This is a genomic window from Mixta mediterraneensis (assembly GCF_030283135.1).
Taxonomy (GTDB): domain Bacteria; phylum Pseudomonadota; class Gammaproteobacteria; order Enterobacterales; family Enterobacteriaceae; genus Pantoea; species Pantoea mediterraneensis.
On record NZ_JASUAZ010000001.1, the window covers coordinates 169,363 to 187,602 of the forward strand.

An 18,240-nucleotide genomic window follows, 5' to 3' on the forward strand; every position below is an offset into this window, starting at 1 on the left:
CCTGTTTGCCCAAGGGCGGTTACATAATTTCGCTCGTTTTACAGTAAAGGACTGAAGAAGTAAAACAGTCGTTCGACGATGCGCTGCCACCAGGCACGTTTCGCCCAGCGCTTTCCATCCAGCAGCCGTGAGCGGGCAATATAGTCATCCTGAACGCAGGCAAGGTCGCTGCCAAAACCTGCATCATCGACCACTAAAGTGATCTCAAAGTTAAGCCATAAACTGCGCATATCCAGATTAACGGTGCCGACCAGGCTGAGTTGACCATCAACCAGTACGCTTTTGGTATGTAATAAACCATCTTCGAACTGGTAAATTTTAACGCCTGCTTCCAGTAATTCACTGAAAAAACTGCGGCTGGCCCAGCCTACCAGCAGCGAATCGTTATGTCGCGGAACGACGATGCTAACATTCACGCCACGTAAAGCTGCGGTGCAGATCGCATGTAACAGATCATCGCTGGGCACGAAGTAGGGCGTGGTCATAATCAACTGTTCGCGCGCCGAATAGACCGCTGTCAGCAGGGCTTGATGAATCATGTCTTCGGGAAATCCTGGCCCCGAGGCAATGACTTGCACCGTGTGGCCGCTTTCCTGCTCGAACGGCATAATGTTGCGGTCTGGCGGCGGCGGAAGAATGCGTTTGCCGGTTTCGATTTCCCAGTCACAGCTAAAGACGATACCCATTGCGGTCGCTACCGGGCCTTCCATACGCGCCATCAAATCAACCCATTGTCCCACGCCCGCATCCTGTTTAAAGAAGCGCGGATCGACCAGGTTCATGCTGCCGGTGTAGGCAATATAATTATCAATCAATACAACTTTGCGATGCTGGCGGAGATCCATGCGGCGCAGAAAAACACGCAGTAAGCTGACCTGCAACGCTTCCACAACATCTATACCGGCGTTGCGCATCATCCCCACCCAGGGACTGCGGAAGAAGGCTACGCTGCCAGCGGAGTCCAGCATCAGGCGGCAGTGCACGCCACGACGTGATGCGGCCATCAGTGACTCGGCAACCTCATCGGCTAACCCCCCTGGATTCCAGATATAGAACACCATTTCGATGTTATGACGAGCAAGTTGAATATCGCGAATAAGCGCCTGCATCACTTCATCGGAGCTGGTGAGAAGCTGAAGCTGATTGCCTTTGACACCCGCAATCCCCTGACGGTTATGGCACAGCTGGAACAGCGAGCGCGCCACATCGCTGTGCTCAGTCGCGAAAATTTCCTGACATTGTTTAAGATCGTTGAGCCATCTGGCTGTCGAGGGCCACATGGTGCGGGCGCGCTCGGCACGGCGTTTACCTAAATGCAGCTCGCCGAACGACAGGTAAGCGATAATACCGACCAGCGGCAGAATATAGATAATCAACAACCAGGCCATGGCTGAAGTAACGGCACGTCGCTTCATCAGTATGCGTAGCGTGACACCTGCAATTAAAAGCCAGTAGCCAAACAGCAATAACCAGCTGATAAGCGTGTAAAAAGTGGTCATTAAGTGGACATCCAGTTCGCGCTTTGGTTTGAGAAGTTTACGTGCAGATGACGATCAGCGAAACCCTTAATCGTTGACGCTTAACGATAAGAGATCCGATTTGGCATTGGCGTGAAGATCTCTATAATGCGTCCGCGTGATACCGATGTCAGAGAGGAAGTAATGAGACGAAGCAGAAATGAAGTGGCTCGCTGGAGAATGTTACGTCAGGTTCAACGTCGTCGTTCACGTTGGCTGGAAGGACAATCACGACGCTATAAGCGCATTCACGGCATTCGCCATCAGCTTGCTCAACAGCAACGTCGTTCCATCCTGTTCATTACCCAAAATGTTTAAACGAAGCAGCCGCGCCATGCGGCTGCTTTATGAATGGCCGATCATCACTAATTTCACGTTCACCAGTTGCAGCGCGGCGGCGAGCACAATCAGCATCACAATCAGGTGCTTTTTATTTCTCCAGCCATATTTACGCCAGAGTATTAACGCTGAACCGATCAATAGCGCGATCAATACCAGCAATCCGACAATGATCATTTGCATGAGGCCGTACTCAATCCATAAAAAATGGCTTCAGCGTGGAAACGCCAAAGCCATTTCTAAATAAGCTAAATGTTAAAATACGCGTTTGAATGGCTTGACCGAGACATGCTTATATACGCCAGCAGCAATATACGGGTCGTCTTCAGCCCAGGATTGCGCAGCCTCTAAAGACGGGAACTCAGCGACAATTGTCGAGCCAGTGAATCCGGCTACGCCCGGATCATTACTGTCTACCGCAGGCATCGGTCCGGCAACGATCAACCGGCCTTCTTCATGCAGCAGTTTCAGGCGCGCCAGATGAGCAGGGCGCACCGCATTACGTTTTTCCAGTGAATCCGCATTGTCTTCGGCATAAATGACGTAAAGCACCAGGAAGCTCCCATTAATCCTTCAGAATTTCGCAACACGTTAAGTGATCGTCAATCAGAGTGCAAACGAAAGATAAAAGCAGAACTCAGCTCAGCATAAAGGGCTTAAAAAGCGCTTTTTTTCGCCCCGATCACCGCAATTATTGCAACTGATTGCTATTTGCATTTAAAATCGCTGCTTCACTCAATGACTGCGAATGCTATGACCACGCTGACTATGCCATTACCAAAACGCGCGCCGATTTCCATGTTGCTTTCCGTTGCTCTCCATGGTGCGGTAATTGCAGGAATTCTTTACGCCTCGTTTCATCAGGTTATCGAAGTTCCCAGGGCATCGCAGCCGATTAGCGTGACTATGGTGGCACCTGAAGTGCAACCCGAACCGGCACCAGCGGTTGTGCAACCTACGCCGCCGCAGCCTGAGCCACAGCCAGAGCCTGAGCCGGTTCCAGAGCCACAATCGGCGCCTGAACCACCAAAGCCTGTGCCAGTCCCTATTCCGAAACCAGAACCGAAGCCGAAGCCTAAACCGAAGCCCAAACCTGAGCACAGGCGCGAACAGCCGAAGCGCGAAGTGAAACCGGAGAGCAAGCCGCAGGCGAATCCGTTTAAGCAGGATGCGCCAACAACGCAGACTAAACCGTCCACTGCGCCGAAAACGGCGCCTGCTCAGACGCAATCGGTATCAAACGGACCCAAAGCGATTCAAACGGGCAAGCCTGCGTATCCAACGCGTGCGTATGCATTGCGCATAGAAGGCCGGGTTCGTGTGCAGTTTGATGTGGATAGTGACGGGCGCGTTGATAATGTGCGCATCCTGTCAGCTGAGCCGCGCAATATGTTTGAGCGTGAAGTCAAGATGGCAATGAAAAAGTGGCGGTATCAGAGCGGCCGTCCGGGACAAAATCTGACGATGAATATCGTGTTTAAAATGAAGGGCGGCGCGAGTATTGAGTAATAGCTCGCTCTTTGGGCGCATCTTTTCACCGGCGTTAACGGAACAGGCATTGCATAAAGGCGAAAGTGAGGGACGCTGGCGTTAAGCGTCTACTGCATGGACACGCAAGACGTGGCGGCATGAATATCTTTATGCCGCCTTCACCAATCGCCCTTCACTTTGGCCGGAAATGCGTGATGTTAAATACCCGACTGCTGATTCGCTCGTCCCGGTGGCAATGGCCGGGATTTTCCCTCATCATCGACCGCCACATAAATAAACACAGCTTCTGTAGCACAATATGTTTGCCCAATCGGTTCTGATGACACCTTTTTGAACCACACCTGGACGTTAATTGTCATTGAGCTGTTACCGGAGCGAATACAACTCGCGTGACAGCTCACCACATCGCCCACCGCGACCGGCTTCAGAAAAGTCATGCCGTCAACGCGCACCGTAACCACGCGTCCTTCAGCAATCTCTTTCGCCAGAATTGCGCCGCCCATATCCATTTGCGACATGAGCCAGCCACCAAATATATCGCCATTGGCATTGGTATCCGCCGGCATGGCTAAGGTACGCAACACCATTTCGCCTTGCAGCAATGTATGCTTATCGTCCATTGTTTCCGTTTCTTATGCAGGTGATGGCGACAAGCGCCCAAAAATACCCAGCGTACCGGGCAGGTTCATTTTTTATTCGAGTGAAATCGGCCTGATAGCCGTTTAATCAGCTTATTTACCGTACGTATCTCAAAGCAAACCTGGGACATAAAGTTATTTGCTGCCCGGATAGGTTTAACTGCGAAATGATTAAATGACTTCAGTTTGTCTGCACTTAGGGTAGTGCTACCGAAAACACAACGCTCACTTCAGACAGCGGCCGGGTCAGTGTTACGGGAAAACAGAAGTCATATCAGAGTGACACGGTTGGCCGGTAAGGCCGTTCTCTTGTATCGACAGAGAATACATCCATACCGCTCAGCGTTAGCAATTATCCAGCAATACTCTTGCCGCACGCAAGGAAACACAGGTAACAATTTCGTAACGCAAGGGACAAGCGATAAAGTGCCTGGCTTCAATCCATGCACCGCGATGCGGTGCCTTCACTTTCATTAAGCTGACGGAGGGGAAAGGGCGATGAGTAAAGTGGATAAGCTGGCGTTAGCCCTGGCGACTCTTTTAATAAGCGGCCATGCATTATTCACGTTCATCATTTGAGTAAACCGATAAATGAAGCAGTACCTCTCCCTCCGTTAATAAAAGGGCAGGATGTTGATGAAAGGCTTCATCATTAAGAGACGATCAATAGTTAATGCCAGCAGAAAACGATAAGGCGAGCAGGTTGCTCATAAGCAACCATCCAGCCTGACGGATTTAGCGCTAACAAAGCAGCACATGATTGCCGTTATTTTGGGCAAGAGGAGTAAAAACAGCGACAGAAGCTGTCCGATAAAACTCGCGGGGTGAGTCGCAAGATATTTTCCGCTAATAGCCACTAAGTCAGCGCGATGTCAGGCTATTGACCTGACATCGCTGACTTAGTTTTATTCGCCTGTTACCGATTGCTCATCGTCACGGTGCTTTTTACTCAACGAATGAATATAACGATTAATTGCTGAGGTTTACTCTTTTTCTTGCGGCATTTGTCGCCAGATGTAAAGTCCGCTGAACAGGGTAAATAGCAGGGTGAGGCCTGTCAGACCGAATACTTTAAAGTTAACCCACATTTCCTGAGGTAACCAAAACGCAACATAGATATTTGCCAGACCGCAGATAAAAAAGAACAGCGCCCAGGCAATATTTAAACGGCGCCAGACGTAATCGGGCAGTTGTAGCTCTTTGCCTAACATACTCTGGATCAACGGTTGCTTCATAAACCATTGGCTAAATAGCAGCGCCAGGGCGAACAGGCTGTAAATTACCGTTACTTTCCATTTAATAAACTCATCGTTATGGAAAACCAGCGTCAATGTGCCAAATACCGCAACCAGCACAAACGTGAAAATGGTCATTTTCTCCAGCTTGCGGTACAGCACCCAGCTTGCAACCAGGGCTAAGCCAGTTGCGACGATCAGCGCGCCAGAAGCAACAAAAATATCGTACATTTTGTAGAAAATGAAAAAAACCACTAAGGGGAGAAAATCAAGTAACTGCTTCATAGTCATTCCAGTAAAGGCAGGAGCGTTAATCAGTGCGTCCGAAGACGCACTGACATTTAACGTAACAGCATATAGAGCCGGTACAGATAAATGATCAAGACGACGGAAACCAGATTACCTACCGCAGTCAGCATTACGGAGGTGACATTTACCGGCAACACGGTCAACGACGAGAAGAAAAACATGACCGCGATCTTAGCCAGCAGCCAGAGAATAATGGCAGGCGCAATCAGTTTCACATTCTTCCAGGCCATACTGATGCTGGCGCGTAGCGAACTTATCACCCCCATTTTTTCACTGACTAACATTACCGGGGCCAGCGACAACAGGATCGCCAGAATCACGCCGGGTAGTAATACCACCATAAAGCCAAGTTGAACCAATAGAGTGATCAGGAAAGTTTGCAGTAACAGTTTCGGCAGCAGCGGTGCGGAAGCGCCAATGGCGCGCAACGCACTCACGCGCTGACCGGTAGAAACCATAGGGATCAGACACAGCATGCCACCTAACAGCAAGGTATTACCGACCAGCGCGGCAAAAGTGCCAGCAGCGGAAGCGCGTAGTAATACGCCTTGTTGTTCGGGTGTCATATTCTGGACCATTTCAAACAGGGAAGTGGCGCTGGAATCGCCCTGTTGCAGAATCGCCAGTTGATCTGCGCCGGGCGTCATGACATGAGCCAGCATAACCGTGATAAAAGCAGTCAATAGTGACAACAGCACCACCGTTAAAAGCTGGTAGCGAAAAAAATTTCCAGTGTCACGGTATAACGAACTCGCCGTGATAGACATGTACACTCCTTGGAGGAACCGGGTTAATTAACCCGGCGATTGTACATGTTCTGGCAGCTCGCTGGCACCCGCTGTGGCATAACTTTCTGTCATTACAGGTAAAGATGGATGAAAAAGTGCCGGCAGACCATAACGCGCTCTGGCACGATCGCAGGCTTCATTCCATTCACCGTTTTCACCCGACATGGCAAACTCGCGGCAGGGCGTAGGTCGCTGTTCATAAATGCCGCAGGAAACACAGCCGCCAATCTCGCCCTGCAACGCCACACAGCGCGGGGTACGATCGTTGGTGCCACGCATATTGCGCATGAATAAGCTAAGCGGTTCGGTTAATTCGGTCGGTACAAGACCGCCGGCATCGTCAGCTTCGGCCCAGTAAAAAGAAACGCGGAAATGGGCGCAACATGCACCACAGCTAATACAAGGATTGTTTATTTCGCTCATCTGATCACCCGCCGCTCCTGAGGCATCGAACCAAAATCACCCGTGAAGATCAGCAAAATAATCCTGCCGGAAATGCCCGGCAAGCGAAATTTTTTAGCGCGAGAGAGCGTCAAAATTGATCTGAATCAACTCATTGTTTTATAAGGTATTTAATTCGATTGATTTGGATGCATTTTCCAGAAAATTCAGTTAAATCTTTGCCGACAAATAACTGACATCGTCGTCAACTATCAAATTCTGCAAAGGAGTGACCATGAAACTGGCAAAATGCGCGATGCTGCTGACGTTGGTACTACCACAACTTGCGCTGGCTCATCAGGCTGGCGATTTTTTTATGCGCGCTGGCAGCGCCACTGTTCGTCCTACAGAAGGTTCCGATAATGTGTTGGGCATGGGGTCTTTTAGCGCCAGCAACAACACACAACTGGGCCTGACGTTTACCTACATGGCAACCGACAATATTGGTGTGGAGCTGCTGGCCGCGACGCCATTCCGCCATAAGGTCGGCTTAGGACCAACCGGCACGCTGGCGACAGTACGACAGTTGCCGCCTACGCTGATGGCGCAATACTATTTTTTTGACAGCAAGAGTAAAGTGCGCCCGTATATTGGCGCGGGTATCAACTACACCACTTTTTTTATGACGCTGATTTTAACCAAACCGGACGTGACGCGGGTCTGACCGATTTAAGCGTTAAAGATTCATGGGGCATGGCGGGACAAGTCGGTCTGGATTATCAGATCAACCGCGACTGGATGCTGAATGCGTCAGTGTGGTATATGGATATTGATACCGAAGTGAAATTTAAAGCCAATGGCGCGCAGCAAAATATCAATATGCGCGTCGATCCCTGGGTATTCTTTTTCGGCGCGGGTTACCGTTTCTGACGAAAAAAGGCCGCTGTGAAGCGGCCTTGTTGACGGAGAAATATGCGCTACTTAATCTGCATATTGTTCACGACAGATTTCACACCCGCTACGTTACGCGTCACTTCTACTGCGCGATTCGCCATTTGTGGCGAGCTGACGAACCCGCTTAGCTGAACTTTCCCTTTAAAGGTTTCTACGTTGATTTCGGTTGACTTTAACGTGTCATCTTTCAGTAGCTGACCTTTAACTTTTGTGGTGATTACGGTGCCATCAATGTAGCCACCGGTTCCTTCTTTAGTCGATGTCGGCGCACAGGCGCTCAGCGTCAGCGCAACCACCCCCGCAATTAACGCACTTGCCAGCACTTTAAACCATTTCATTGCTTCTCTCCCTGTCACAAATGTGAGGCGACGTTACCATAACGGCGCATGGTTAATTGTGGTTCAGAAAATTCAAAATGAGCAAATAGCAGGGCACAAGAAAGAGAGAAAAATCATGCCTTCGAAGATAAGGCATGAGGAGGATTAACGGCTGGCCGCTTTAAGATTGCTAACGAAGGCTTTTAACTTGTTCTGCATTACATCAGGTTGTGCGTGATGTTTCTCAATGATCTTCACTATCGCTGAACCAGAGATAGCACCTGCGGCTCCCGCTGCGATGGCTTCTTTCACCTGGCCCGGCTCGGAAATACCAAAGCCTTGCAGCGGCGGAGCGGCATTATATTCACGCAGTTTGGCAATCAGATGATGTAGCGGCAGACTGGCGCGTTTCTCTGCACCGGTAACCCCAGCGCGCGATAACAGATAGGTATAACCGCGACCATGGGAAGCAATTTCACGCAGCAAATCATCGCTGGCATTCGGCGGGCAAATAAAAATTGGCGCGACACCATGACGCAACGCGGCCTGGCGGAAAGGGGCAGACTCTTCCACCGGCACGTCAGCGACCAGCACCGAATCAACACCCGCTTCAGCACAGCGTGCATAAAATGCGTCAATGCCGTTGGAGAACACCAGATTGGCATACATCAATAAACCGATGGGCAGCTCGGGATATTTTTGACGCACACTGGCGAGGATTTCAAAGCATTGCGCGGTGGTGGTGCCCGCCGCAAAGGCACGTAAGGTCGCGTTTTGAATTGTCGGGCCATCGGCCAGGGGATCGGAGAAAGGAATACCCAGCTCCAGCGCATCAGCGCCGCCGTCAACCAGCGCGTCAATCACGCGCAAAGAGAGTTCAGGTGAGGGATCACCTAACGTGACGAACGGTACAAAAGCGCCTTCCTTACTCGCCGCTAAACGTTTAAATAGTTGCTCGTAACGTTCCATCAGATTTCTCCCTGCGCTGTCAAAATATCATGAACGGTAAAAATGTCTTTGTCGCCGCGACCGGAAAGGTTGACCACGATCAGCTGCTCCTTCTCAGGTTCCGCCTGGATAATCTTCAGCGCGTAGGCAAGGGCATGGGACGACTCCAGCGCCGGGATAATCCCTTCAGAGCGGCACAGCTGTTTAAAGGCAGCCAGCGCTTCATTATCGGTAATTGACACGTACTCGGCACGACCAGTGCTGTTGAGATGCGCATGCTGCGGGCCAACAGAGGGAAAATCAAGACCGGCAGAGATTGAATAAGACTCCTCAATCTGGCCTTCTTCCGTTTGCATCATTGGCGCTTTCATGCCGAAGTAAATGCCCACGCGGCCATGTTTAAGCGGCGCGCCGTGCTCGCCGGTTTCAATACCGTGTCCCGCTGGCTCAACGCCGATTAACTTAACACTGGCGTCATCAATAAAGTCAGCAAACATGCCAATGGCGTTTGAACCGCCACCAACACAGGCGATCACGGCATCTGGCAAACGACCTTCTTTTTCCAGAATCTGTTTTTTGGTCTCTTCACCAATCATGCGCTGAAATTCACGCACGATAGTTGGGAAGGGATGCGGACCAGCCGCAGTACCTAACATATAGTGTGCGGTTTCATAGCTGCCAGACCAGTCGCGCAGCGCCTCGTTACAGGCATCTTTCAGCGTAGCGGAACCGCTGTGAACCGGAATCACTTCGGCACCCATTAAACGCATGCGGAAAACATTGGGCGACTGACGTTCAACGTCTTTAGCGCCCATATAAATACGGCATTTCATGCCAAGCAGCGCACAGGCCAGCGCTGATGCGACACCATGCTGACCAGCGCCGGTTTCGGCGATAATTTCGTTTTTGCCCATGCGTTTGGCTAACAGCGCCTGACCTAACACCTGGTTAGTTTTGTGCGCGCCGCCATGCAGCAGATCTTCACGCTTCAGGTAAAGGCGGGCTTTGGTGCCTTTTGTCAGGTTGCTGCACAGGGTTAATGCAGTGGGACGTCCTGCATAGTTTTTCAGCAAATCGGTAAATTCGGCCTGGAAGGCGGGATCTTTTTGTGCATCAACAAAGGCTTCTTCCAGCTGGCGCAGGGCTGGCATCAGGATTTGCGGTACGTACATACCACCAAATTCACCAAAATAGGGGTTCAGTAACGTCATCTTTTTTTTTCCTTATTCTGCCCCGCAGTCATACGGGGCCGGCAAATCAATAGGCGCGAAGCGTCTGGAATACGGCAGCGATTTTGCTGGCATCTTTAAGGCCCGGCGTACTTTCCACGCCAGAATTAAAGTCGAGTCCTGCACAACCTTGTTGTGCGGCTTCAACGCAGTTGTCAGCCCTTAAACCACCTGCCAGCAATACGTTATGTAGCTTTTGATCTTTTAGCAGTGACCAGTCAAAGCGCTGGCCCGTACCGCCGTTACCGTTATCAAATACATAACGATCAACGTGCGTCCAGTCGCGCTCTGGTAATGCCCCTTCAATACGCATGGCTTTCCAGATTTGTATCGTCGCAGGTAAGGCTGCACGTAACGCCGCGACGTAAGCGCGATCTTCATCACCGTGAAGCTGAACCGCAGCCAGATTGAGGGCATCCGCTTGTGTGACAACGTCACTAATTGATGCATTACGGTAAACTCCCACATAGCTAAGCGGAGCGCCCGTCATGACGGATTTCGCCTGAGTGCTATCCACATAGCGTGGTGAGCCTTCAATAAAAATCAAGCCACCAAAAATCGCGCCGGCAGCATACGCGGCCTGAGCATCTTCGGCTCGGGTCAGGCCGCAGACTTTATTACTGCCCAGCGTAACGCGCCGAACCGCGCTTTGAAGATCATCCTCTTCCATTAGCGCAGAGCCAATCAGGAAGCCATTGGCGAAATGGCTGAGTTCGCGAACATCGCCGTAGCTGTTAATTCCAGATTCACTGATGACCGTCACGCCGTGCGATAAGCGCGGCGCCAGTCGGCGCGTACGATCCAGGTCGATGGACATATCGCGAAGGTCGCGGTTATTAATACCGACCACTTTCGCTTCCAGCGCGATGGCGCGCTCAAGCTCTTCTTCATTACTGACTTCGGTCAGCACGCCCATTTTCAGACTGTGCGCAACAGCAGCGAGTTGACGATATTGCTCATCATCCAGCACTGACAGCATCAGCAAAATCGCATCGGCCTGATAGTGGCGCGCCAGATAGATTTGATAAGGATCGATAATAAAGTCTTTGCACAGCGCGGGTTGGGTGATCGCGGCGCTGACAACAGGCAGGAAAGCAAAATCGCCCTGAAAGTATTTTTCATCGGTTAATACGGACACGGCTGAAGCGTAATGACGATAGACACCTGCGATAGCGGCTGGATCGAAATCCTCGCGGATCAGCCCTTTGGATGGCGATGCCTTCTTACATTCCAGGATGAAGGCGGTGCGTGTTCCTTGCAACGCATCGTAGAAATTACGTGTTGCCGGTTCCACACTATTCTGAAAGCGGGTCAGCGGTTGCTGCTGCTTGCGCGCCTCAACCCAAACTGCTTTGTCCTGAACGATTTTATCTAACACTGTACCTTGCATGGTTATCCTCTTGCTGCCAGAGCGACCACGCGCTCGTAAGCCTGTCCGCTACGGATCGCGGCGAGCGCACGCTGTGCATTTTCACGCAGATCTTCATTGCCAAATACTTTGAGAAGCATAGCCACATTCACGGCAACCGCTTCCTCATGGGCTTGTTCGCCATTACCCTGGAGTAAACGTGTCAGAATGTCACGGTTTTCTTCTGGCGTGCCGCCTGCCAGGGCTTCCTTAGGATGGAAGCTAAAGCCGAAGTCTTCTGGCGACAGCTGATAACGGGTAATTTCACCGTCGCGAAGCTCAGCCACATGAGTAATATCATGCAGCGCCACTTCATCCATGCCGCCGCCGTGAACGACCGCGGCGCGTTGATACCCCAACACTTTCAACGCCTGCGCAATCGGTAGCACCAGATCTGCGCTATATACACCAATGACTGCCAGCGGCGGGCGCGCCGGATTGATCAACGGACCCAGCACGTTAAACAGCGTGCGGGTTTTTAGCTGCTGGCGAACCGGCATCGCATGTCGAAACCCTGTGTGATACTGCGGGGCAAACAGAAAGCAAACATTTAGCTCATCTAACGCGTGACGTGCCTGTTCGGCAGGCATATCAAGGTTGATGCCAAACGCTGCCAGCAAATCAGACGAACCGGATTTGCTGGATACGCTACGGTTACCGTGCTTTGCCACTTTCAAACCACAGGTTGCCGCGACAAAGGCGCTGGCGGTAGAAATATTGATACTGTTGCTGCCGTCACCGCCAGTTCCCACAATATCGGCGAAAGGATAATCGGGACGCGGAAAGGGCTTAGCATCTTCCAGTAATGCGGTTGCCGCCCCGGCGATCTCTTCCGGCTTTTCACCACGCACTTTCATGGCGATAAGCACGGCGGCCAGCTGTGTCGGCTCAAGCTGCCCGGTAATAATAGCGCTGAATAACTGGTGACTTTCAGCCTGATTCAGTGTCTGCGCCTGGTAAAGTTTTTCCAGAATGGTATTCATGATTATCTCCCTTTACTTTGCCAGCGCCCAGGCCAGCGTCTGCTCCAGCAGGCGCGCGCCCTGAGTCGTCAAAATGGATTCCGGATGGAACTGGAATCCGCAAACACGATCTGCATCATGGCGTACCGCCATCACCATGCCGTTGAAACTGGCGTTAACCGTCAGCTCATCTGGCGTATTGCTGCCAACCAGCGAATGATAACGTGCCACTGGCAGCGGATTGCTCAGGCCAGCAAACATCGCCTCACCGTCGTGGTTAATGACTGAAGCTTTGCCATGCAGGATTTCTCCCGCCTGTCCCACCTGTCCACCGTAAGCTTCGACAATGGCCTGATGGCCCAGGCAAATACCAATAATTGGCAGACGGCCACGCAGCACGCGCAGCAGCTCTGGCATACAGCCCGCATCTTTTGGTGCGCCCGGTCCGGGAGACAGCATTAACACGGGGTTTTCCATCTGCTGCAAACGTTCGATCAGACGCTCTGCTGGCAAATTGTTGCGGTAGATCACCACGTTATGACCGAAGGTACGCAGCTGGTCTACAAGGTTGTAAGTAAATGAATCGAAGTTATCGAGCAGCAGGATGTCAGCCATCAGAAAATCTCCTTGCAGTGATGGGCGGTTGCAATGGCGCGCAACACTGCGCGGGCTTTGTTGCGGCTTTCATCCGCTTCCGCTTGTGGATTTGAATCCAGCACGACGCCAGCACCGGCCTGCACCGTAGCAACGCCGTCTTCAACGTAGGCAGAGCGGATCACAATGCAGGTGTCCAAATCACCGTGAGCCGTAAAATAGCCCACTGCGCCGCCATAGCTGCCACGACGCGTACCTTCTGCGGCCGCGATCAGCTGCATAGCACGAACTTTTGGAGCACCGCTTAACGTGCCCATGTTCATACAGGCGCGATAGGCATGCAGCACGTCAAGGTCTTCGCGCAATGTGCCGACTACGCGTGACACCAGATGCATGACAAAAGAGTAACGATCGACTTTGGTCAGATCCGCCAGATAGCGACTGCCAGGCACACAAATGCGTGCTAAATCATTACGCGCCAGATCAACCAGCATTAAGTGCTCAGCCAGCTCTTTATGGTCGGTGCGCATTTCCAGTTCAATACGGCTGTCGAGATCACGATCCAGCGTACCGTCAGCATGACGACCACGCGGACGCGTACCGGCAATCGGATAAATTTCAATCTGACGCGAGGATGCGTCATATTTCAGTGAGCTTTCGGGTGATGCGCCAAACAAGGCGAACTCCTGGTCCTGCATATAAAACATATACGGGCTGGGGTTGCTGTTTTTCAGGGTGTCATAAGCGGCCAGCGGCGAAGGACAAGGCAACGAGAAGCGACGAGACGGCACAACCTGGAAAATTTCGCCGATGCGAATCGCTTCCTGCATCTGACGCACTACGGCGCAATACTCTTCATCGCTTTGACTGGTGCTCAACGTCATCTGTTCAACGCGTTGCACAGGCAACGCAGGCGCGGGTTGCAGCATCTGGCCATGCAGTTGTTCGATACGTCCTTGCAGGCGCTGGAATTCGCTGGTGGACGGGCAGAACAGGCTAGCCTGCAGTCGCGCGCTGCGCTCCTGATGATCCAGCACTAATAAGGTTTCCGCTAAATAGAAGCAGTAATCCGGGCAGCGTTGCTGATTTTGCAACGCGGGCAAATCTTCAAAGCCCGCCACTAAATCATACGCAAACAGCCCACCTAACAGCAGCGCTTCACGTTCGTCAGCGGGGACGTTCACCAACTGAGGAATGAGGCGCAATGCATCGAATACCGAAATTGCCTGCAAACGTGAATCTTCATCCTGCAGACTTTCACTAGTGGAGAAAGTCAGTTCACGGCCATCGGGACGGACATCAATTTTTACCGATTCCGGCAGGGCGGCATCCAGCAGTGGTAACAGTGAGCGACCATTTTCTGACAGGGCTTGCAAGGTGACGCGGTTGCCCAAGGCGCTAATACGCAGGGCGCTATCCACGATCAACAGGCTTTTTAAGTTACGCTTGCTGTCAATATCGGCAGACTCAAGCAGCAAGGTTGCCGGACGTGCGCCGCATAACTGATGAAACACTGCGGCCGGATCTTCGCGATAGGGCGCGATGCCGGTAATTAACTTCAATGTAGGTTTCGCATTTGGCATGATGGATTCTCTGAATGACGCTCAAAAAAAAAGCCCGCTAAGTGGCGGGCCCAGGTATCTGCACAGCGTTTACGCAAATTGTGCACGACGACATCGCCCGTATCTGGGAATATCGCGCCACCAACCGTTAAAAAGCGTATGAACAACAGCCATGATTAAATACCCGCTACGTGTGAACTTGTGTACTAGTTAACGGGTTCGGGGCGGAAATGTCAATACACTTTTTCTCTGGGTAGCAAAATCGTTATCATGCTGGTCGGGTTAGTTCGTTACAGGAGTTAGTTTGAGCAATATCACCCGTTTTCCTCTTTATGATCTCCACTGCCACACGCGGGCATCAGATGGTTTGCTTTCGCCTCAGGCGGTGGTCCAGCGCGCGGTCGATATGCGCGTTGGCGTATTAGCTATTACCGATCACGATTGCGTAGCGGGTGTAAGCGCTGCGCAACAGGCGGCTATTGACCAGAATTTACCTGTCAATGTTATCGCAGGGGTTGAGTTTTCAACCGTGTGGGAAAATCATGAGATTCACATTGTTGGACTCAATATTGATATTCATCATCCGGTAATGACGGGTTTTTTGGCCGCGCAGCATGATTGTCGCCAGACGCGCGCCAAACACATTGCGGAACGTCTGGAAAAAGCGCAGATCCCCGGTGCGCTAGCCGGTGCGACGCGCTTAGCCGAAGGGGGCGTGATTACCCGCGGTCACTTTGCGCGTTTTCTGATTGAACAGGGCCGGGCCGATAATTTTGCTCAGGTTTTCAAATCCTATCTTGCTCGCGGCAAAACCGGTTATGTCCCGCCACAATGGTGTACAATAGAACAAGCTGTTGATGCAATTCATCATTCTGGTGGCTGTGCGGTGTTAGCTCACCCTGGACGCTATGGGTTATCTGCCAAATGGCTTAAGCGGCTGGTGGCACATTTCCGTGAAATCGGCGGTGACGCGATGGAAGTTGCACAATGCCAGCAAGCGCCAAACGAGCGTACCCAGCTGGCGCAATACGCCAGAGAAAATGATTTAGCCGCATCACAAGGTTCTGATTTTCATCAACCCTGTCCGTGGATTGAGCTGGGCCGCAAATTATGGCTGCCCGCAGGCGTCGAGCCGGTTTGGGAACGTTTTCCTGAGCTGGCACCTGTCTTTGAATGCGCGGAAAGGTGACACGAGGTTTCTATGAGTCAACTGTTTCATATCCATCCTGACAATCCACAACCGCGCCTGATTAATCAGGCGGTGGAATATCTTAATAAAGGTGGTGTGATTGTTTATCCCACCGATTCAGGCTATGCGTTGGGCTGTCGTTTAGAAGAAAAGGGGGCAATGGAGCGTATCTGTCGCATCCGGCAGTTAGACGGCCACCACAACTTTACCTTGATGTGTCGCGACCTGTCCGAATTGTCGGTCTATTCCCAGGTCGATAATTCCGCGTTTCGCCTGTTAAAAAACAATACGCCGGGCAATTACACCTTTATTTTGAAAGCGACCAAAGAGGTGCCGCGTCGGCTGATGAATGACAAGCGTAAAACTATCGGCCTGCGCGTACCGTCAAATCCGGTTGCGTTAGCGTTGCTGGAAGCGTTGAACGAGCCCATGATGTCAACTTCGCTGATTTTGCCCGGCAATGATTTTACTGAATCAGATCCGGAAGATATTCAACACAGCATTGGCAAACTGGTCGATTTAATCATTGACGGCGGCACGCTGGGACAGCAGCCAACCACGGTGATTGATTTGACGCGTGATGCGCCCGAAATCATTCGCGCAGGCGTTGGCGATACGCGTCCGTTTCAGTAATCGTCGTCAGGCACCGCGTGTCGGTGCCTAAACGATAGTCTCCCGTAACCAGTTTTTAAACGCACCATAAGGAATATAGAGCGACACGTCTTTTAGAATGATTTTCCGCTGCGTCCATTCTTAATGGCAGAAGAATAGCCCACAATAACGCCGCCCAGAGTTTCATCGCTATTATATACACCGCCGCCCGACATTCCCTGTACGACACCCGCATTTGACGCCATCGCCATGCGGGGACTTTTATTCCAGCCATTACGAATAGCCGTGCGCGCTAAATTAACGTCTGCTGATTCAACCGGCATGGCTGAAATAAAACTGTAACCGTACATTTAAATTGAATCACCCACGTCACTGCTGCGAAATTTAGCCAGAGTGTTAGCGTCATTCTTATGATAAATAATCGCGAGATCGCAATAAGGATGATAAGCCTTAACATGTTGTGCCGCATATTTAGCAACATGTGCAGCGGTCAGGCTATATTCTGGTGTAAGAGGGATGCCGGTGCCCAGTGTACCAGGCCCAGGTATCATCGGGATGCCGGTCACGCTCATATCGACATGCTGCATCGCCGTGCGGCTGTATTCTGTATGGCCTACAGAACAACCGTTCGAAACCAGCATGGCAAATGCTGAGCACAAAAACAGTCTATTATAAATTTCTCACAGCTTCGCTATTATTAAGCGTAAAGTCCTCGGCATAAAGCGCGTTACATCAGGGTTAAATGTCTGTATAATAGACCCAACTTTTTAAGTTAAGCCGTTGATTTAAAAAGACTTACTACCCTACCGTGACGCCTGGGAAGGCGACAAAGAGGAAGCTCAATGAGCGAAAAGTTACAGAAAGTTTTAGCGCGAGCCGGTCATGGTTCGCGTCGTGAAATCGAAACAATGATCGCCGCCGGACGCGTCAGCGTTGATGGCAAACTGGCTACGCTGGGCGACCGTATCGAAAATAGTAAAGCCCTTAAAATCCGTATTGATGGTCATCTGGTCTCAATTGCTGAGTCAGCAACTGAAGTATGCCGCGTGCTGGCGTACTACAAACCAGAGGGCGAGCTCTGCACACGTAGCGATCCGGAAGGGCGTCCAACGGTTTTTGATCGTCTGCCCCGTCTGCGTGGCTCACGCTGGATTGCTGTAGGCCGTCTGGATGTGAATACCTGCGGATTAATGCTGTTCACTACGGACGGCGAATTAGCCAACCGTCTGATGCACCCAAGCCGCGAAGTTGAACGCGAATACGCTGTGCGTGTATTTGGCCAGGTTGATAACGATAAAATTCGTCAGTTGAGTAAAGGTGTGCAGCTGGAAGATGGCCCAGCCGCGTTTAAGACCCTGAAGTTTACCGGTGGCGAAGGTATCAACCAGTGGTACAACGTGACGCTGACTGAAGGTCGTAACCGCGAAGTGCGCCGTTTATGGGAAGCCGTTGGCGTGCAGGTTAGTCGTCTGATGCGCGTCCGTTATGGCGATATTAATTTGCCAAAAGGTTTGCCGCGTGGTGGCTGGACCGAGCTGGATCTGTCTGCGGTCAACTACTTACGCAACCTGGTGGGTATGGACGATGAAACCGTTACCAAACTGGGCGTTGAAAAAGATCGCCGGCGTACCAAAGCTAACCAAATTCGTCGTGCCGTGAAGCGTCACAGCAAGACGAGTGGCACGCAGCGTCGCACTGGCGGTAAAAGCAGCAAGCGAACGTCATCTTAATTTCTGCTCAAACCAAAAAACGCAGCCTGATGGCTGC

At 51.5% G+C, this 18,240-nt stretch carries 17 protein-coding genes, 3 pseudogenes and 1 other annotated feature; of the genes and pseudogenes, 6 read left to right on the plus strand and 14 right to left on the minus strand.

The annotated features are described in order from the left end of the window. Window positions 1–38: 38 nt before the first annotated feature. A complete protein-coding gene (gene cls, locus QRY16_RS00800; protein WP_289775296.1) occupies window positions 39–1,499 on the minus strand; it encodes a cardiolipin synthase in 1,461 nt (486 codons plus the stop codon). 162 nt (window positions 1,500–1,661) lie between these two features. Here cls and QRY16_RS00805 point away from each other — a divergent pair, with 162 nt between their 5' ends. Next, window positions 1,662–1,835, plus strand: coding sequence for a YciY family protein (locus tag QRY16_RS00805; RefSeq protein WP_193406887.1), 174 nt, complete (start codon window positions 1,662–1,664; stop codon window positions 1,833–1,835). Window positions 1,836–1,862: 27 nt separating this feature from the next. On the opposite strand, the gene QRY16_RS00810 is transcribed toward QRY16_RS00805, so the two are convergent. Together QRY16_RS00810 and QRY16_RS00815 are read right to left on the minus strand one after the other, a co-directional pair. Next, window positions 1,863–2,039, minus strand: a complete 177-nt coding sequence (locus QRY16_RS00810; protein WP_289775297.1) for a hypothetical protein — start codon at window positions 2,037–2,039, stop codon at window positions 1,863–1,865. 72 nt (window positions 2,040–2,111) lie between these two features. Next, window positions 2,112–2,408, minus strand: a complete 297-nt coding sequence (locus QRY16_RS00815; RefSeq protein WP_289775298.1) for a YciI family protein — start codon at window positions 2,406–2,408, stop codon at window positions 2,112–2,114. A 201-nt stretch (window positions 2,409–2,609) separates the two neighbouring features. Between QRY16_RS00815 and tonB the strand changes: the two genes are divergently transcribed. Further along, on the plus strand, window positions 2,610–3,365 hold the full coding sequence (gene tonB / locus QRY16_RS00820) for a TonB system transport protein TonB (protein WP_289775299.1): 756 nt from the start codon (window positions 2,610–2,612) through the stop codon (window positions 3,363–3,365). 179 nt (window positions 3,366–3,544) lie between these two features. Here tonB and yciA read toward each other — a convergent pair whose 3' ends face one another. The 4 genes from yciA to QRY16_RS00840 form a co-directional block, all read right to left on the minus strand. Beyond that, entirely contained in the window at window positions 3,545–3,967 is a 423-nt protein-coding gene (gene yciA, locus QRY16_RS00825; protein ID WP_289775300.1) for an acyl-CoA thioester hydrolase YciA, read from the minus strand. Window positions 3,968–4,968: 1,001 nt separating this feature from the next. Further along, window positions 4,969–5,505 carry a septation protein A gene (locus QRY16_RS00830; protein WP_289775301.1) on the minus strand — a complete coding sequence of 179 codons (537 nt, stop codon included), beginning with the start codon at window positions 5,503–5,505 and terminating at the stop codon, window positions 4,969–4,971. 56 nt (window positions 5,506–5,561) lie between these two features. After that, on the minus strand, window positions 5,562–6,296 hold the full coding sequence (locus tag QRY16_RS00835) for a YciC family protein (protein ID WP_289775302.1): 735 nt from the start codon (window positions 6,294–6,296) through the stop codon (window positions 5,562–5,564). Between the two features lie 27 nt (window positions 6,297–6,323). Further along, complete coding sequence (locus tag QRY16_RS00840; RefSeq protein ID WP_193404336.1) at window positions 6,324–6,740, minus strand: YkgJ family cysteine cluster protein; 417 nt, start codon at window positions 6,738–6,740, stop codon at window positions 6,324–6,326. Between the two features lie 253 nt (window positions 6,741–6,993). On the opposite strand from QRY16_RS00840, the pseudogene ompW reads away from it, so the two are divergent. After that, a pseudogene (gene ompW, locus QRY16_RS00845) lies at window positions 6,994–7,628 on the plus strand (outer membrane protein OmpW). A 47-nt stretch (window positions 7,629–7,675) separates the two neighbouring features. Here the strand turns inward: ompW and QRY16_RS00850 are convergent. The 6 genes and pseudogenes from QRY16_RS00850 to QRY16_RS00875 all read right to left on the minus strand — a co-directional run bounded on the left by QRY16_RS00850 (window position 7,676) and on the right by QRY16_RS00875 (window position 14,693). Continuing rightward, complete coding sequence (locus QRY16_RS00850) at window positions 7,676–7,990, minus strand: BON domain-containing protein (RefSeq protein WP_289775303.1); 315 nt, start codon at window positions 7,988–7,990, stop codon at window positions 7,676–7,678. Window positions 7,991–8,134: 144 nt separating this feature from the next. Continuing rightward, complete coding sequence (gene trpA, locus QRY16_RS00855; RefSeq protein ID WP_289775304.1) at window positions 8,135–8,938, minus strand: tryptophan synthase subunit alpha; 804 nt, start codon at window positions 8,936–8,938, stop codon at window positions 8,135–8,137. Beyond that, window positions 8,938–10,128 carry a tryptophan synthase subunit beta gene (trpB, locus tag QRY16_RS00860; RefSeq protein ID WP_289775305.1) on the minus strand — a complete coding sequence of 397 codons (1,191 nt, stop codon included), beginning with the start codon at window positions 10,126–10,128 and terminating at the stop codon, window positions 8,938–8,940. The genes trpA and trpB overlap by 1 nt, the downstream gene beginning before the upstream one ends. A 46-nt stretch (window positions 10,129–10,174) precedes the next feature. Further along, entirely contained in the window at window positions 10,175–11,536 is a 1,362-nt protein-coding gene (gene trpCF, locus QRY16_RS00865) for a bifunctional indole-3-glycerol-phosphate synthase TrpC/phosphoribosylanthranilate isomerase TrpF (RefSeq protein WP_289775306.1), read from the minus strand. 2 nt (window positions 11,537–11,538) lie between these two features. Further along, window positions 11,539–13,131 (minus strand): annotated as a pseudogene (gene trpD, locus QRY16_RS00870) (bifunctional anthranilate synthase glutamate amidotransferase component TrpG/anthranilate phosphoribosyltransferase TrpD). Further along, window positions 13,131–14,693 carry an anthranilate synthase component 1 gene (locus QRY16_RS00875; RefSeq protein WP_289775307.1) on the minus strand — a complete coding sequence of 521 codons (1,563 nt, stop codon included), beginning with the start codon at window positions 14,691–14,693 and terminating at the stop codon, window positions 13,131–13,133. The pseudogene trpD and the gene QRY16_RS00875 overlap by 1 nt, the downstream one beginning before the upstream one ends. Window positions 14,694–14,717: 24 nt before the next feature. Next, window positions 14,718–14,822 (minus strand) — a sequence feature (Trp leader region). Window positions 14,823–14,976: 154 nt separating this feature from the next. Here QRY16_RS00875 and rnm point away from each other — a divergent pair. Both rnm and QRY16_RS00885 read left to right on the plus strand, forming a co-directional pair. After that, on the plus strand, window positions 14,977–15,861 hold the full coding sequence (gene rnm, locus QRY16_RS00880) for an RNase RNM (RefSeq protein WP_289775308.1): 885 nt from the start codon (window positions 14,977–14,979) through the stop codon (window positions 15,859–15,861). Window positions 15,862–15,873: 12 nt separating this feature from the next. Continuing rightward, the gene (locus QRY16_RS00885; RefSeq protein WP_193404327.1) at window positions 15,874–16,494 is read left to right on the plus strand and encodes an L-threonylcarbamoyladenylate synthase; all 621 of its coding nucleotides are present in this window, start codon (window positions 15,874–15,876) and stop codon (window positions 16,492–16,494) included. 27 nt (window positions 16,495–16,521) lie between these two features. On the opposite strand, the pseudogene QRY16_RS00890 reads toward QRY16_RS00885, so the two are convergent. After that, a pseudogene (locus tag QRY16_RS00890) lies at window positions 16,522–17,114 on the minus strand (serine protease). A gap of 201 nt (window positions 17,115–17,315) precedes the next feature. Here QRY16_RS00890 and rluB point away from each other — a divergent pair. Beyond that, complete coding sequence (gene rluB, locus QRY16_RS00895; protein WP_193404326.1) at window positions 17,316–18,203, plus strand: 23S rRNA pseudouridine(2605) synthase RluB; 888 nt, start codon at window positions 17,316–17,318, stop codon at window positions 18,201–18,203. Window positions 18,204–18,240 lie beyond the last annotated feature (37 nt).

Coding starts and splice junctions, on each gene's coding strand:
- trpB (WP_289775305.1), bottom strand. CDS start 10,128: ATGACGTTACTGAACCCCTATTTTGGTGAATTTGGTGGTATGTACGTA.
- yciA (WP_289775300.1), bottom strand. CDS start 3,967: ATGGACGATAAGCATACATTGCTGCAAGGCGAAATGGTGTTGCGTACC.
- QRY16_RS00875 (WP_289775307.1), bottom strand. CDS start 14,693: ATGCCAAATGCGAAACCTACATTGAAGTTAATTACCGGCATCGCGCCC.
- tonB (WP_289775299.1), top strand. CDS start 2,610: ATGACCACGCTGACTATGCCATTACCAAAACGCGCGCCGATTTCCATG.
- QRY16_RS00885 (WP_193404327.1), top strand. CDS start 15,874: ATGAGTCAACTGTTTCATATCCATCCTGACAATCCACAACCGCGCCTG.
- trpA (WP_289775304.1), bottom strand. CDS start 8,938: ATGGAACGTTACGAGCAACTATTTAAACGTTTAGCGGCGAGTAAGGAA.
- rluB (WP_193404326.1), top strand. CDS start 17,316: ATGAGCGAAAAGTTACAGAAAGTTTTAGCGCGAGCCGGTCATGGTTCG.
- QRY16_RS00810 (WP_289775297.1), bottom strand. CDS start 2,039: ATGCAAATGATCATTGTCGGATTGCTGGTATTGATCGCGCTATTGATC.
- QRY16_RS00850 (WP_289775303.1), bottom strand. CDS start 7,990: ATGAAATGGTTTAAAGTGCTGGCAAGTGCGTTAATTGCGGGGGTGGTT.
- QRY16_RS00840 (WP_193404336.1), bottom strand. CDS start 6,740: ATGAGCGAAATAAACAATCCTTGTATTAGCTGTGGTGCATGTTGCGCC.
- cls (WP_289775296.1), bottom strand. CDS start 1,499: ATGACCACTTTTTACACGCTTATCAGCTGGTTATTGCTGTTTGGCTAC.
- QRY16_RS00805 (WP_193406887.1), top strand. CDS start 1,662: ATGAGACGAAGCAGAAATGAAGTGGCTCGCTGGAGAATGTTACGTCAG.
- QRY16_RS00835 (WP_289775302.1), bottom strand. CDS start 6,296: ATGTCTATCACGGCGAGTTCGTTATACCGTGACACTGGAAATTTTTTT.
- trpCF (WP_289775306.1), bottom strand. CDS start 11,536: ATGCAAGGTACAGTGTTAGATAAAATCGTTCAGGACAAAGCAGTTTGG.
- QRY16_RS00830 (WP_289775301.1), bottom strand. CDS start 5,505: ATGAAGCAGTTACTTGATTTTCTCCCCTTAGTGGTTTTTTTCATTTTC.